12 protein-coding genes are annotated in these 13,902 nt (G+C 51.5%); 5 read left to right on the forward strand and 7 right to left on the reverse strand.

The features are described 5' to 3' along the window. Positions 1–98: 98 nt before the first annotated feature. From ACQ76X_RS09930 to ACQ76X_RS09950, 5 genes are all read left to right on the forward strand, one after another. Entirely contained in the window at positions 99–2,423 is a 2,325-nt protein-coding gene (locus ACQ76X_RS09930; protein ID WP_438493394.1) for a TPM domain-containing protein, read from the forward strand. A 366-nt stretch (positions 2,424–2,789) separates the two neighbouring features. Then, positions 2,790–3,974 carry an acetyl-CoA C-acetyltransferase gene (locus tag ACQ76X_RS09935; protein WP_438493396.1) on the forward strand — a complete coding sequence of 395 codons (1,185 nt, stop codon included), beginning with the start codon at positions 2,790–2,792 and terminating at the stop codon, positions 3,972–3,974. Positions 3,975–4,007: 33 nt separating this feature from the next. Further along, on the forward strand, positions 4,008–4,748 hold the full coding sequence (locus ACQ76X_RS09940; protein WP_076111601.1) for an acetoacetate decarboxylase: 741 nt from the start codon (positions 4,008–4,010) through the stop codon (positions 4,746–4,748). Between the two features lie 138 nt (positions 4,749–4,886). After that, positions 4,887–5,555 (forward strand): CoA transferase subunit A, encoded by a 669-nt coding sequence (locus tag ACQ76X_RS09945; RefSeq protein WP_438493398.1) that lies wholly within the window; start codon positions 4,887–4,889, stop codon positions 5,553–5,555. Beyond that, positions 5,548–6,204, forward strand: coding sequence for a 3-oxoacid CoA-transferase subunit B (locus ACQ76X_RS09950; RefSeq protein ID WP_438493400.1), 657 nt, complete (start codon positions 5,548–5,550; stop codon positions 6,202–6,204). The genes ACQ76X_RS09945 and ACQ76X_RS09950 overlap by 8 nt, the downstream gene beginning before the upstream one ends. A gap of 102 nt (positions 6,205–6,306) precedes the next feature. Here ACQ76X_RS09950 and ACQ76X_RS09955 read toward each other — a convergent pair whose 3' ends face one another. From ACQ76X_RS09955 to ACQ76X_RS09985, 7 genes are all read right to left on the reverse strand, one after another. Next, positions 6,307–7,113, reverse strand: a complete 807-nt coding sequence (locus ACQ76X_RS09955) for a formate/nitrite transporter family protein (protein ID WP_076111595.1) — start codon at positions 7,111–7,113, stop codon at positions 6,307–6,309. Between the two features lie 533 nt (positions 7,114–7,646). Then, positions 7,647–8,747 carry a toxic anion resistance protein gene (locus tag ACQ76X_RS09960; RefSeq protein ID WP_438493402.1) on the reverse strand — a complete coding sequence of 367 codons (1,101 nt, stop codon included), beginning with the start codon at positions 8,745–8,747 and terminating at the stop codon, positions 7,647–7,649. Between the two features lie 11 nt (positions 8,748–8,758). Further along, a complete protein-coding gene (locus ACQ76X_RS09965; RefSeq protein WP_438493534.1) occupies positions 8,759–9,469 on the reverse strand; it encodes a hypothetical protein in 711 nt (236 codons plus the stop codon). A 34-nt stretch (positions 9,470–9,503) separates the two neighbouring features. After that, positions 9,504–10,559: an ATP-grasp domain-containing protein gene (locus tag ACQ76X_RS09970; RefSeq protein WP_438493404.1), complete on the reverse strand. Its 1,056-nt coding sequence runs from the start codon at positions 10,557–10,559 to the stop codon at positions 9,504–9,506. Continuing rightward, the gene (locus tag ACQ76X_RS09975; RefSeq protein ID WP_038585059.1) at positions 10,556–11,389 is read right to left on the reverse strand and encodes an HAD family hydrolase; all 834 of its coding nucleotides are present in this window, start codon (positions 11,387–11,389) and stop codon (positions 10,556–10,558) included. The genes ACQ76X_RS09970 and ACQ76X_RS09975 overlap by 4 nt, the downstream gene beginning before the upstream one ends. Further along, positions 11,386–12,546, reverse strand: coding sequence for a cysteine protease StiP family protein (locus ACQ76X_RS09980; RefSeq protein WP_438493406.1), 1,161 nt, complete (start codon positions 12,544–12,546; stop codon positions 11,386–11,388). Before ACQ76X_RS09980 ends, ACQ76X_RS09975 begins: the two co-directional genes overlap by 4 nt. Beyond that, positions 12,530–13,843: a phosphoribosyltransferase family protein gene (locus tag ACQ76X_RS09985; RefSeq protein WP_438493536.1), complete on the reverse strand. Its 1,314-nt coding sequence runs from the start codon at positions 13,841–13,843 to the stop codon at positions 12,530–12,532. The genes ACQ76X_RS09980 and ACQ76X_RS09985 overlap by 17 nt, the downstream gene beginning before the upstream one ends. Between the last annotated feature and the right edge of the window lie 59 nt (positions 13,844–13,902).

Here is a 13,902-nt window from a genome sequence, read left to right on the forward strand (position 1 = left end):
TTAAAAGTGCATCTGCAAAGCTTAGGATGTTTAATGATATAGTATAATAATCAGCATAATATACTGAACAATAGTCCTATAGATCGGAGCGTGCCAGTTTGAAAAAATATATTTCCTTGTTCCTGATCATCAGCCTGCTATGGATGCCAAGTATCTATGCGGCAGCGATTCCCGCTCAGCAGGGACTGGTTACCGATGAAGCCGGCCTGCTCTCGACGCAGGAGGCGGCAACTGTTGCCGCAATTGCTGAGGGAGACCGCTATACCATCCGGGTGCTGACTGTCGATTCTTTGAATGGCGCCGAGCCTGGCGCCTATGCCACTGACGTCTATGATTCCTGGGGTCTGACGCCGCAGGATGTTCTCCTTCTGATCTCTGCCGGAGACCAGAGAGTTGAACTGAACTTCAAGAATCCGGGCCTACAGGACTATATCAACTCCTGGTCTCAAGCTCAAGGCGGAGCCTTGGATACCGCAGCCATCACGGAGCTGCTGGACACGTATTTTAATCCTTATGCCCGGGAAGGGGATTTTGCCGGGGGAATTCGTTCCATGATTCAGAAGCTGCACTCCTTCGGCGGCACTGGCAGCAGCAGCAGCAGCGGCACTGGCAGCAGCGGCAGCAGCGGCACTGGCAGCAGCGGCAGCAGCGGCACTGGCAGCAGCGGCAGCAGCGGCACTGGCAGCAGCGGCAGCAGCGGCACTGGCAGCAGCGGCCCAGGCCTTGGGCTGCTGAAGATGGCCGGCATTGTCATTTGGATAGCGCTGCTGGCATTAGTGCTGTATGTGCTGTTCACCGGCCTGCGCAGACGGGGGCAGCTCCGCAGCCAGCAGGAGCAGCTGGCCGACTTGCTGGTCCGTGCGAACCGGGCGCTGGAATCCCTGCAGCCGTTCCAAGGAATTGTTCAAGGCAAGACGGGAGAAATGGTCGAGGGAATCTCCAAGCGGCTGGCTGCACAGCTGGTGGAGATCTCCGCATTGCAGAGCAGCCAAAGCTCGCAGCCTCCCTTCTACCGTCTGAAGGCGCTCAAGGCTGCCAGCTCACACTTGCAGCAGACTGAAACAGCTTTCCGCTCCTCGCTGGAGGAAGAAGAGCAGCACATTGCCGTAATCAGTGATGCTGACCGCAACGTTAAACAGCAGATTACCGAACTGAAGAAGGAAGCGCCTGAATTGAACCTCCAGCTTCAGAGTGCGGTCAAGGAGACCGGCTATGGGCTGCAGGAAATTGCCGATGATCTGAAAGAGCTGGCTGAAGAGACCGCCAAAGCGGATGAGCTGGAGCTGTTCGACCCAATTGCCGCACAGGATATGACCGGAGAGGCGCAGGAGAAGCAGGCGCAGATCGAGCAGGATCTGCAGGATGTCGATAAGTATGACGACAAATTGAATGACTTTCCTGGAGTTCTGGCGGCTGCCCGTTGCACAATCGCCGCATTGATCGAACAGAATTCCCTCCACAATATGAAGGTCAAACCTTATGAGAATCTGGATCAGGCCTCCGCAGCCGCGGCAACACTTGAAGCTCCCCTGCGCAGCGGAGACATGGATGAGGTGCGCAAAATCGCTGCCCGCATGGATACCCTACTGGGCGATGCCATTGCCATGACAGAGCGCCAGGCCCTGATCCGCCAGAACAACCTGAGGGATCTGGATACGATCCGCAGCCGTTGGAGCGAGTTGTCTCAGCGGCGCAATGAGCTGCACAGCCGGATCTCCGAAGCCCGCAGCCGGTTTGCGGAGATCCATCTGACCCATCTTGAGGAGGTAATGGAGACTGCGGGAACACAGCTCCGTCAGGGTGCGGGAGAAGTTCCGCAGATCGAAACCTGGACCAGTGACCAGCGGGGGGAATATGACAATGCCCGCAATAGCCTGGACCAGCTGCTCAAACTTCAGGAAGAAACCGCCCAGAAGTTCGACAATGTCGGCGAGAGTCTCAATATGCTGGGCCAACGCTTAGCTAACGTCACCAGGCTCCTGTCGGAAGGACAGGAGCGTGTGGATACGGCCCAGCGGCGGCTTCAGAGCAAGGGAATCGCCTCCAGAAGCCAATTCCAGCTCTCCCTGATCCCTGAGTATGGTGAACTGGAGCAGCGGCTATCCATCCGGCCTTATAACCTGGATGAGCTGGAAGCCGTTGCACATGCCTACGAGTCCCAGATTTCCTCCTTCGTGGAGGAAGCGAACCGTCTCGTACGCCAAAAAGAAGAAGAGGAGCGCCTGGCACAGCTGGCCATCCTGCGGGAACAGCAGCGCCGGGAGCAGGCACGCAAGCGTGGCTCCTCTTCGGGCGGCTTCGACGGCGGCAGATCATCCGGCGGTTCCTCTTGGGGAGGCGGCGGCCGCTCGACTGGCGGGTCATCCTGGGGCGGTGGCGGCGGCAAATCCGGCAGAAATTCCTCTGGCGGCTCCAAATGGTAGACAGCGAACATATCTATGCAAAACGCCACCGGCCCGGAATAACTGGCCGGTGGCGTTTTTGACTTGAACTCTTTTTCACTTTTCATTCGTTTTTTCTGAAATAACCAGAAATATCCAGAAAAACAATGAAAATGATAGAACGACTTCATTATATGAGTATACAAGGCCCCATACATATCAATATGTAAATTTATGTATTTATTTGAACATTGAGTAAAATGAACATTAGACTTACGATTAATTTGTTAATTAATTCCAAATAAGGACGAAGGAAGGCGATCAAACCATAACGCTCACTCTCTCATGCACCGTGGTATATACCCGCATGTAAGTTTCTTAAACACAGTGAAAGGAATGTGAGAACTTGTGAAAAAAGTTGCATTGGTAAGCCCATTAAGAACAGCCGTTGGTTCTTTTAACAACGGACTTTCGTCAGTAAGCGCCTCAGAATTGGGGGCAAACGTGATGACAGCCTGCCTTCAGCAAAGTCAACTAGAGCCTGCATTGATTGATCAAATTTACTTAGGAAATGTCCTTCAAGCAGGCACTGGCCAAAATCCTGCCAGACAGGCGGCATTAAAAGCCGGCATCCCCATTGAAGTACCTGCATCAACAATAAACACGGTTTGCGGTTCAGGGCTTCATGCCGTCGCTTTAGCTTACAACTCTATTTTGGCAGAACAAGGCGGCGTCCTCTTAGCTGGAGGTATGGAGAGCATGTCGAACGCCCCTTATGTACTAAGGAATGCACGAAATGGCTACAAGCTGGGCAACAGTGAATTGATAGACACCGTGGTAGCCGACGGCCTTACGTGTCCCATCAATAAATATCATATGGGAATTACCGCAGAAAACATTGCCGCGAAATATAACATTTCAAGACTTGAGCAGGATGAATTTGCCTATGGAAGCCAGATCAAGGCTCTAGAAGCAAAGAACAAGCAGGTTTTTGCAGAGCAGATTGTTCCCGTTCTGACCAAAACCAAAAAAGAGAATATTTGGTTCTCGGAGGATGAACATGTAAGAGGAGATGCAAGCAAAGAAAAACTTTCTAATTTAAAACCTGCATTTAAGACAAACGGATCGGTTACTGCCGGAAATGCCTCGGGGATCAATGATGGAGCGGCGGCTGTACTTGTTATGTCGGAAGACAAATGCAAGGAACATGCGGTACAACCGTTGGCCTATATCAAGGGTTATTCACTTGTTGGCGTTGACCCTGCATATATGGGGATGGGCCCGGTGAAAGCCGTTTCGTCACTTCTTAAGGATCAGGGAATCTCCCTTGATGCCATCGATCTGTTTGAGATTAATGAAGCCTTCGCTGCACAAGCATTAGCGGTAATAAAAGAGCTTGGGGTCAACCCGGAGAAGGTGAATGTCAATGGCGGCGCAATCGCAGTTGGACACCCTGTCGGTGCAAGCGGAGCGAGGATATTGGTTACGCTTGCGCATGAAATGGTACGAAGCTCTGCGCGTTACGGCATAGCCTCGTTATGTATTGGAACGGGTATGGGAATCGCGATGCTGATTGAGAATGCACTCATCTAACACTCTTCTACAAGAAAGGGAGATCCGATTGTTATGAATCCACAAGAGATTTTTTCACTGCAGTCCATGCCTGCGGCCAGCGCTAGTTATGGTCGTCCCCCCTACCGCTTCATCGACAGGGAATTTTTTATAATTACCTATGAATCCGACCCCGCTGCGATTAGACAGGCGGTCCCGGAGCCTCTTCAGCCGGATGGAAGCAATACCGTTTCCTATGAATGGATCAAGATGCCTGATTCATCCGGTCTAGGAAGCTATGAGGAGAGCGGTATTGTCATCCCGTGTACCTTTCAGGGGGAACCCTGCAATTTTGTTGCCCAAATGTATTTGGATAACGCACCTGCTATTCTTGGAGGACGTGAAATTTGGGGTTTCCCCAAAAAATGGGCGAATCCCCGCCTGAGTGTTGAAGGTACTGAAACGCTGACCGGTACATTACATTATAACCATGTCCTGGTGGCCATGGGAACCATGCCTTTCAAACATAACATTCTCGACGAAAAGGACACGGCTACAGCCATCGCAAAAACCCAAGTGAATCTAAAATTAATTCCCGATGTTGATGGTACCCCTAAAATTGCGCAGTTAGTGGCGTACAATCTCGAGAATATTACAGTAAAGGGTGCCTGGTCAGGGCCGGCCCGGTTAAGTCTGACCCCCCACGTCCATGCTCCTGTGGCAGATTTTCCTGTTAAGGCGTATATCGGCGGCAAACATTTTATTGCCGATTTAACGCTGCCATACGCAAGAGTCATTCATGATTATCTCCAGTAAACTTTGCTTTCCAAGTGGAAACGGCTACGCCGTCCTTTTAAAGGACGGGGTGTTTCAGCGAGAAATAGAAGGATAATATATAGCGTGAAACATATAAATTCTATATTTTCAAAAAAAATATACAAGGAGTCTGAAACCATGAACAACAAATTAATCTCCGCAGAAGACGCCGTTAAGAAGGTCAAAGACGGAGACACGGTGATGGTCGGCGGTTTTCTGGCCGGAGGCCATCCGGAACAGTTGGTGCGTGCGCTTGTCGAGACCCATTCCGCCGGTAATCTCTCCATTATTTCCAATGATACTGGCACCACAGAATTATCTATATATAAGCTTGTAAAAAACGGTAGAGTCAAGCGGATTTATGCATCCTATATCGGCTCCAATCCGGAAACGGGAAGACTCCTTATGACCAAAGAAGCTGAGGTAAACCTCTTCCCGCAAGGCACGTTAGCTGAAAAAATACGTGCAGGAGGAGCAGGCTTGGGCGGTGTTTTAACACCTGTAGGTGTAGGTACCATTGTAGAGGAAGGCAAAAGAAAAATAGATATTGACGGAAAGGAATATCTGCTCGAACTGCCGCTCAAAGCGGACGTGGCGCTAATCAGAGCCCATAAGGCAGATGAAGCGGGGAATCTTGTGATTAACGGCTCCTCACGCAACTTCAATTTCGTTATGGCTATGGCGGCAGATTATGTAGTTGCCCAGACAGACGAATATGTAAAGCTCGGGGAGATTGATCCCAATCATGTCAACGTACCCGGAATATTTATCGACGCCATTGTAAAGGTAGGGGATACGCATGAATAACCGAGAATTCATTGTGAGAAGAATCGCCCAGGAATTCAAAGACGGCGATGTGGTCAACCTGGGTGTTGGTATGCCTACCATGGCAGTAAACTATATTCCCGATAATGTTCATATTATGCTGCAGGCTGAGAACGGAATCCTTGGTGTTGGCCCCAAAGCCACAAAGGAACAAGAAAATATCGATTGTATTGATTCTGGCGGAAGTTATGTTACAACAATGGCAGGAGCTTGCTATTTTGACAGTGCACTTTCATTCTCCATCATCCGTGGAGGGCATGTGGACATCACCGTCTTGGGTGCCTTGGAGGTTGATGAGAACGGCAACCTTGCAAGCTGGATGATTCCAGGAAAAAAAGTGCCGGGCATGGGGGGAGCTATGGATTTGGTGGTCGGGGCCAAGCGTGTCATTGTAGCCATGGACCATGTGAACAAAGATGGGGAACCGAAAATATTAGAACATTGCAAGCTGCCCCTGACTGCTGTAAATGTTGTGAAAACCATTGTAACCGAAATGGCTGTCATCGATGTGATTCCGGGCACAGGGCTGATGCTGAAGGAAATTGCGCCGGGTCTGTCGGTGAAAGACGTTCAAAAGGCAACCAGGGCAAAGTTGTTGATCTCGCCAAACTTGAAGGCCATTGCCGTTTAAGCAAAACGGTAACCTACGGTATTTGGCTAATTCCAAACACCGCTGTCCAAAAAAACCAGCCCGCCCTCCCCAATCTGGGGAAGCGGGTTGGTTGGTCTTCGGTTAATGCGTATCCTTGGGCTTGTCGTGCTCCTCGTCCAGAAACGGCTTGTTCACATAGTAATACATTACACCCATCAATACACCGCCGCCAATCAGATTCCCGATGGTGACAGGCACCAGATTGTGCACCACACCGCCCCAAGAAATCGTACCGGGATGATCCAGCACCAGTGCAATCGCAAAGGTACACATATTGGCTATGCTGTGTTCATATCCGGAAATAAAGAAGCAGAATACGAACAGAACCATGGCGAACATTTTAGCCCCGTCGCTTTTCATGGACATCGGAACAAAAAACGCCAGACAGACCAGCCAGTTACACAGGATTGCTCTGAAGAATAGCTCTGACGCCGGAGCCTCCATCTTATGGGCGACCACATTCAGCAGAAAACCGTTGACGCTGGAATCGTAGAACAGTCCGGTCAAAAAAATCAGCAGCGCAAAGGCCGCAGCTCCAAGAATATTGCCAAGATAGCTGACGGTCCACATCCGCACAACTTCGGTCCACTGCATCTTGCGTCTTAAGGCAGCATACGTGTAATAAAATGTATCCCCGGTGAACAAATCTCCTCCACCGTAGGAGATCAGGATGATGGCCGCGCCAAACGTAATCGCAGCCATCGGATAGGTCATCGGTGATTGCTCCATGTAGAAGAAGTTGCCCGTCTTGAACGCTACAATTACGCCGAATCCGATAAACATACTAGCCAGCATTGCTCTGGCGATATAACGCAATATGCTTTGCCGATAAATCTTCTGTTTCTTCAGCGCCAATTTCTCAACCTGCAGCAATGCCTCGTTCTCCATATGACCTCCGCTTAAAGCTTGTATTTTCCGCGATGATGGCAGGCTGATACAGCCTCCTGGGGTATTATACCCAATAAACCGCTGGAAATTGCTTGAATCACAGAGCATCAATATATTACAAATTTTCTTTAGTGAGAATCCGTTGCCGCTGTGCTAGCTGCCGTCATCCGGATCATTCAGCTTGGCAATGGCTTCCGCCTTTTCGCTGCTGGCTACGACAATAAGCACAAATATCAGGCATCCCAGAATCATCCGTAATTCCTCACTTCCTCCATATGTTGCCTTAGTGACAACTTATGTAGGGGAGTGCTCTATTATGAATGCTCCTTAAGCTGCTAACATCCGAGGCTGAAGCGCTATGCGCACAAGTGGAAACGGCTTCGCCGTCCTCAAAAAGGACGGTATCCATTTCAGCGAGAAATAGAAGGATAATTTATAGCGTGAAGCATATAATTCTTATATTTCAAAAAAGCCCGCTGAACCATCCAGCAGGCTAGAACAAAGTAGCTGTTCATCTATACTCGGACAAGGCGTCAGTTCAAGAAGCTGCTCAGCTCGCTGTCGCTGCCGGCTTGCTTCAGCGCTTGCGGCTGCGAGGCTTCGTTCAGCCCGAGACGGTTGTTCAGCTGCGTGTTGATTGTTGTCATTTTGGACGTATAATCCTGGCAGCTTTCGATAATCCGGCGGTTGGACTGCTCGGAGGTATCTAAGGCACTGAGCAGATCGCCGATGGCCTGATTCACTGCCTCCAGCGACATGGAAGGCTTGGACAGCAGCTCTGTCGTCTTCTCAGTCGTGGTGCGCAGCAGACGCGCATTCTCCTTGAACTGGTCCTCAATCGTCTTGTTCGTCGCTTCCACGGCGGAAATGACATTTTCCTGATCGGCCAGGGACATTGCAATCATCGCAGATACGGTGATCAGATTTGACGTCTTGTCAATCGCATTGTTAACCGAATCAATCAGCTTATCATTGTTGTCATTGATGATGTCCGTAGCGGCAATGGCCTGATTATAGAGCAGAATCATCTCGGTCATGGACTGGATCCGCACCATGACCTTGCGCAGACCCCGCTCCAGATAAGCCTTGCGGAATTCATTCTCCGGTTTGGCGATTTCCACCTCGAACAGCTCCTTCAGCTTGTTGCCAAAGGCAATCTTGGTCTGCAGGTTGTAGATTTCGTCCATGGAGGTGCGTTTCAGCTGCCGCATGTTGACAATGCTTTCTTCAAGAGTATCACGTCCGTCCCGCAGGCCGGTCACGATGGCATCGATATTGGTGCGTACGGACTGATATTTGTAGACATAATTCTTGAGCGGACTCTTGCGCAGCATTTTGCCGAAAAAGCTGACATTTTTGCTCTGCTGCAGAGTCTCGCATTCATTGCGCAGCTTCATAATCATATTCGGCACTTCGACGCGTTTGCCGGACATCAGATCATTGACCGGCCGATCCAGCAGTTTCAGGGTTTGTCCCGCTTTTTCCTGCGTCTTCACCCCAAGCTTGCCGATGTCATCCATTAAGGAATCCAGTGCAACGGTATCGGTCTTGGCTACCTTCTCAATTAATTGGGAAGCTTCCGCAACTACCTTCTGCTCATCTTCTTTTTTGAGCTCTATCAACTGCGTGGACATGGGTTTCCCTCCTATAATTCGGAACTGCTGTACCGCTGATGAATCAGCTCCGCCTTGGTCTGAAGTTCCATCAGGTCTTTATGCTCGATCGTAGAGGCGATCTCCGTAATTTTGGAATCGACATCCCGCAGACCGTTCAGCAGCATTCTCCGATTTTTCGTTTTGGCCTCACCGCCCAGCCGCAGGAAAGGATTGATGACCCCGTTCAGGTCCTTCAGCACCAATCTGCGAACCGTGTGGTTGATCTCACCGTTGCCCAGCTCCTGAAGCAGCGGAATGATCCGCAGGAGCCTGGCGATCAGTGCCAATGATTTCTCGACAATTTCATTGTCGAGCGTATCCTTCTGACCCTCCGAAATAATCATATCCTCCAAAATGCTGAGATACTCCACCACCGGAGCGAATTCCGCTCCGATCCTGACCTCAGCCTGTCCTCTGCCGGACAAAGAGGGGTGTCCTCCCGTTTCCGGTCCTGCAGATGTTGCCCGGATCACTTCAGGATTGCCCGCAGCAGAAGCCGGGGCGATCGCTGCCGGCTCCTGCCCGACCGGAAGTACCTCCGCCGGCAGGTTAGTTCGTGAGCGCTTGCCTCCAAACAGCCCGATGGCAGCTCCGGCAACCGGGAACAGCAGAGAGAGCAGCTCTGGCAGGAAAGCGCTCGTCAGCAGAGCCACAACATAGCCGGCTCCTGCGTACAACAATACTTTTGATTTCGAATAAATTGTCCTCACCTCTTGTGAGCGTGTGAAATCACACTCAATTCACGGGATCCGTAATAGCGGATTCATCGTGTATTCTCATGATCATAGGCTGCTCTATATGACTGGCCAATATATCACCGGCGAACTCGGCAGGCTGAACCTCGCCGCCAAGCGCGCTTTTAACCGCCAGATAAGGGAAGTTGATACCAGTCAGACAAGAAACATGCAGCCCGCCGGACATCCGGGGGTTAATCTCCAATAGCTTGGGAACTCCGCCGCCGTATTTCATTTGTACATTGTAATTATAAGGGATCTGATAGGTTTCGGCGACACGCTTCGCAATATTCTCCAGTTCGGGAATATGCTCCATGATCCGCAGCCGCCCGTTGTCCTTACGGCGCGGCACGGCGGCAAGCAGCCTGCCGTTCTCGTCCGCCAGACAGTCGATACTGTACTCATACCCTTCCAGAAGCTCCATAACCATCAGGGTGGGAAACGAATCCACTCCTGAAAGGACGCGGTAAGCCTCATCAAACGAAATATGCTGCGTCACATAACCGAAGAGCTCCTCTATAGGGCTGCGGCTGTTATTAATGATCCGGAAGCCAAGTCCGCCTTCTGTTTCGGTAGGCTTGAAGCAGACCTCATGCCCTTTGGCCACAAGATCCTCGTAAGCCGCCTTGAATTGTTCCGCTGTATCAACGACATGATAATCGGGAATTTCCATTATTCCGCTATCCTTAACTTTGCTATAGAACTTGCCTTTATCCAGAATCATCTCCAGCAGGTCCAAATCGCGGCAGACCAGCACTTTCGTGCCGATGGCATCGAACATTGCAGCATGCAGGGCGATATCCATCATATGCAGACGCGGGATGAAAATATCAATCTCATTGCGGCGGCAGAAATCAACACAGAACTGCACGTATTCGATCCCTTCCAGAGCAGGTTCAGTTCCTGCAACGTCAGCGCCTTGCAGCGACATATGCCGGATATCGGGGTGGGTAGCAAAGATTTGAACAGGAATGCCGTCCTCATTATTCCGTATGAGATTCATATAATGAAAAGCCACGGAGAACCAGCGGTTGAAATAAATATTTACCTTTTTCATTGCGGCCCAACTCCCAATGTCGTTAGATTGTTATAAATCTTCTGAACATACTGCATAATTTCTTCCCCGGCATGGACGCCCGACAGCTCTGTAAAGGGATAGTTCAATTCTACTAGAGTGGCCTGCTGCTCGGCAAATATTTCCCCATGCCTCGGGGCAATGGCATAATCCGCGCTCTCCAGCAGACATTTATCCAGCAGGGAATCCCCCGAAGCAACCATCGGCTCCGAATGAACCGTGCGGCGCACATGAACAATCGCATCGCTTTTGTTCACAGCCTCCGGCACTACATACAGCTTACGGCCCTGCAGGGAAACCTTCCAGCCCAGCCCAAGCAGACGTTCTGCCAGATGGTTAATCTCATCCAAGGGCAGGAGATCGCGGTACACCATAAATGTATAGAACAGCTCATCGCAATAACGTTCGTTGATAATCCATTCCGGACGAACCACTGATCGTACAAGCTTTCCCACTTCTTCGGCGGCAGCTGAATTGCGTTCCACCAGCCTGCCGATCAATGCCCGCCACTGCTGATCTACCACTCCGCGAACCAGAATGTTGCCACCGTTGCTGGTGACGGCATAATCCGGAATAATCGTCTCCTGGAACAGGTTAATCCGCTTATACTCCGCAATAGTCCGCGTAGTCACTGGCATAAAAATGATACTTGCGGTGAGCTCCTTCAAGCGTTGCAGTGCTGCGTGTGAAATATAGGAGACCGTTTTGCCGTCAATAATTTCAGCCGGTACCAGTCCCGGTGAATCCTCCGGAACAAGCAGCGCGCCCAGGGAATAGATCAGGGTACGGTCTAAATCGCTGGCGTAAATCAATCGCTTTCCCCTCCTTTCAGCGGCTGGATAATTCCGCAGCAGGAATAGGTAAGCCCGGGATACACTTCTACCGGAACCCCCCGCTCCTCCGCCAACAGCAGAATGTGGCGCAGATTCGGGTTATCCATAGTATCGACAAGAATTTTCCAGGGTACTCTGCGCAGCAGCACACGCGTCGTCTCTCCCACGCCCGGCTTGACCAGATTGATGTTATCAATGCCGAACGTCTCCTGAATACTCTGGACATCGCGCATTCCCTGCCAGGTAATCTCCGGCGGCGCTTTCAGCATGCCTGCAGCTATTGCCGCAGCATCCGCGGTTACGGAAGCGAAATGGGGTGTAATCGCTTCGATAAACACATTGGAGAGGTCACTGTCCAGCCATTCCCTATAGAACTTCGCACCATGGAACTCCTCCGGGCCGATCAGATCCTCCCGCAGCACTGTACGGCTTATGAGTCCCGACACCGTCGAATTTAAGCAGGCGCTTGGGATCAGATAATCCTCCCTGGTCCCGAAGGTCTGCGAACAGCTTCCCGGATCCGCAAGTACAGCCAGATCGTCATTCAGCGCAATCCCGTATTTCTTATAGAAATCGGCACAGGATTCAATAAGCACCTGGGTGATTGCGCCTTTGCCCGTCCAGCCGTCAATAAACTGCAGATTGGCACCCGCACCATGCTGCTGCAGCATGTAGAGAATTGCGTTCTCATCCATGCCTTTGCCGCGGATAATCGAGATGCTGTAGTGCGGCAGATCCACGCCGTACCGTTCGGCAATATAGCGTTTAATCAGTACGCCAATCGGCGTTCCCGCTCTGGCCAAGGAGACCAGCACCGTATGCTCTGTCCCCCGCCGGGATACAATCAACTCGGAGACAACCGCAACCGCCTGCGCGACCTTTACCGCAGAGTGCCGGAGTGTCTCCTGAAACAATGCAATATACGGCTCCGTCGGCTGGTATTCCACAGGAAGCATCTCCGAATAGCTCACCCCGGACTGGATGGCTTTCTCCCGCTCCGCCGTACCCAGCTCCAGGGAAACATTGCTGAGATCCTTAAGCAGAAATCGAACATCTGATGGAGTATAGCTGCCAAGCGGAACCGGAGGGGCTATTCTTTTGCTCATGATCGTTTCTCCGCTATCCGTTCCCTTCATCAGCGGGCACCTCCACTTCCAGTTCAGGACCCAGTACAATCAGATGCACCTTGTTGCCGGCCAGTCCCTTCAAAATATTCATCATCGGCTCAATCCGTCTATGGGGTACATCCCGCTCCAGCAGCACGAAAATATCACCATATTGGCCGGGGTCCACATTGTAGATATAATTCGTAATCCCCGTGTCTGTGGCCGATGGATAAGCAGCCGCGCTATGCACGCCATAATCCGGCCGGCGATCCGGATGAATCGGGCTGCGGGTGGATGACTGGTAGGCAACCCCTTCCCCCATTCCGGCCGCAATCCGCATAGGCAGATACATAAATTCACCGACACCCATCACCAGGGCAGAGGGACTCTCGCGCAGTTCGCGAAGCTGCGCGGCCACCTGCGCTGCACCCTTGTCGATCCAGACATTATCCTCCGAGCTAAGGCCGAAGCGGCCGCTAAGCTTCAGATACGGCGAAGTGTTGATTTCCCCGCGTGAGTCGGTAGAGCTTACTGCCAGCCGCTCCAATCCGTCCCGGATATACGTAGTCACAACAGGCGCCTCACGGGCGGGCTTCGCCTGTCCTTTACCGGCTTCGGCATCCAGCACAGGCGTCCCCTTCACTTCAATACAACCCTGCAGCAGAGACAACGCCTTAATCTGAATCCCGAGCTCCTGCTCCAGATCACGGTAAGCCTGAATATGCCCTTCACTTCTCCAATCCAGCAGGGAGGCTACTACGTATTCCTTGCGCGGGAACTTGGACTGGATATCCCGAATCGTATTGATCGCCGTATTGCCGGTCGTAATTTCGTCATCTACGAGCACAATCGGCTCTTCTCCAGACAACAGGGCGGCGTCCAGGGCATAACAGAGATGATCAACCGCATGGGAATGCTCTTCTTCAAAGCTGATAATTGACGCCATCTCCGGAATGTCTTCACGGGTGGTATGAATATATGACGCGCCTCCGGCAAAAATGTTGTACATGCTATGACCCAGCGCAGTAGCAGTTTCGGCAAAACCTACAAAAACGACCGGCTGCGGAAGTACCAGCCGGGCGGCCAGCAGCTCATGATAGGCCTCCTCTGCCTGGAGGGGGTGAATGAGGCCGTGAACCGCCGCATCCAGCAGCTTGTCCATCGGCTCGTTGGCGGCAGCCTTAGCCCCGCCGTTCATTTCCCGGTATAAAAGCAGCCCTAGCGCAGCTCCGCTAAGCAGTGGCGTATAGGGCATTACTGGAATATGCTTGCCGAGCACCTTGCTGACAAAGAGAAAGGAACGCTTTTTATTGATCCGTGCAGCCATGGAGAATAAAGCTTCAACCGGCATATCAAAGGGGTTGGATGTTTCGGTTACCGTAACCT

This window comes from Paenibacillus sp. IHBB 3054 (assembly GCF_051594305.1).
GTDB lineage: Bacteria > Bacillota > Bacilli > Paenibacillales > Paenibacillaceae > Paenibacillus_AQ.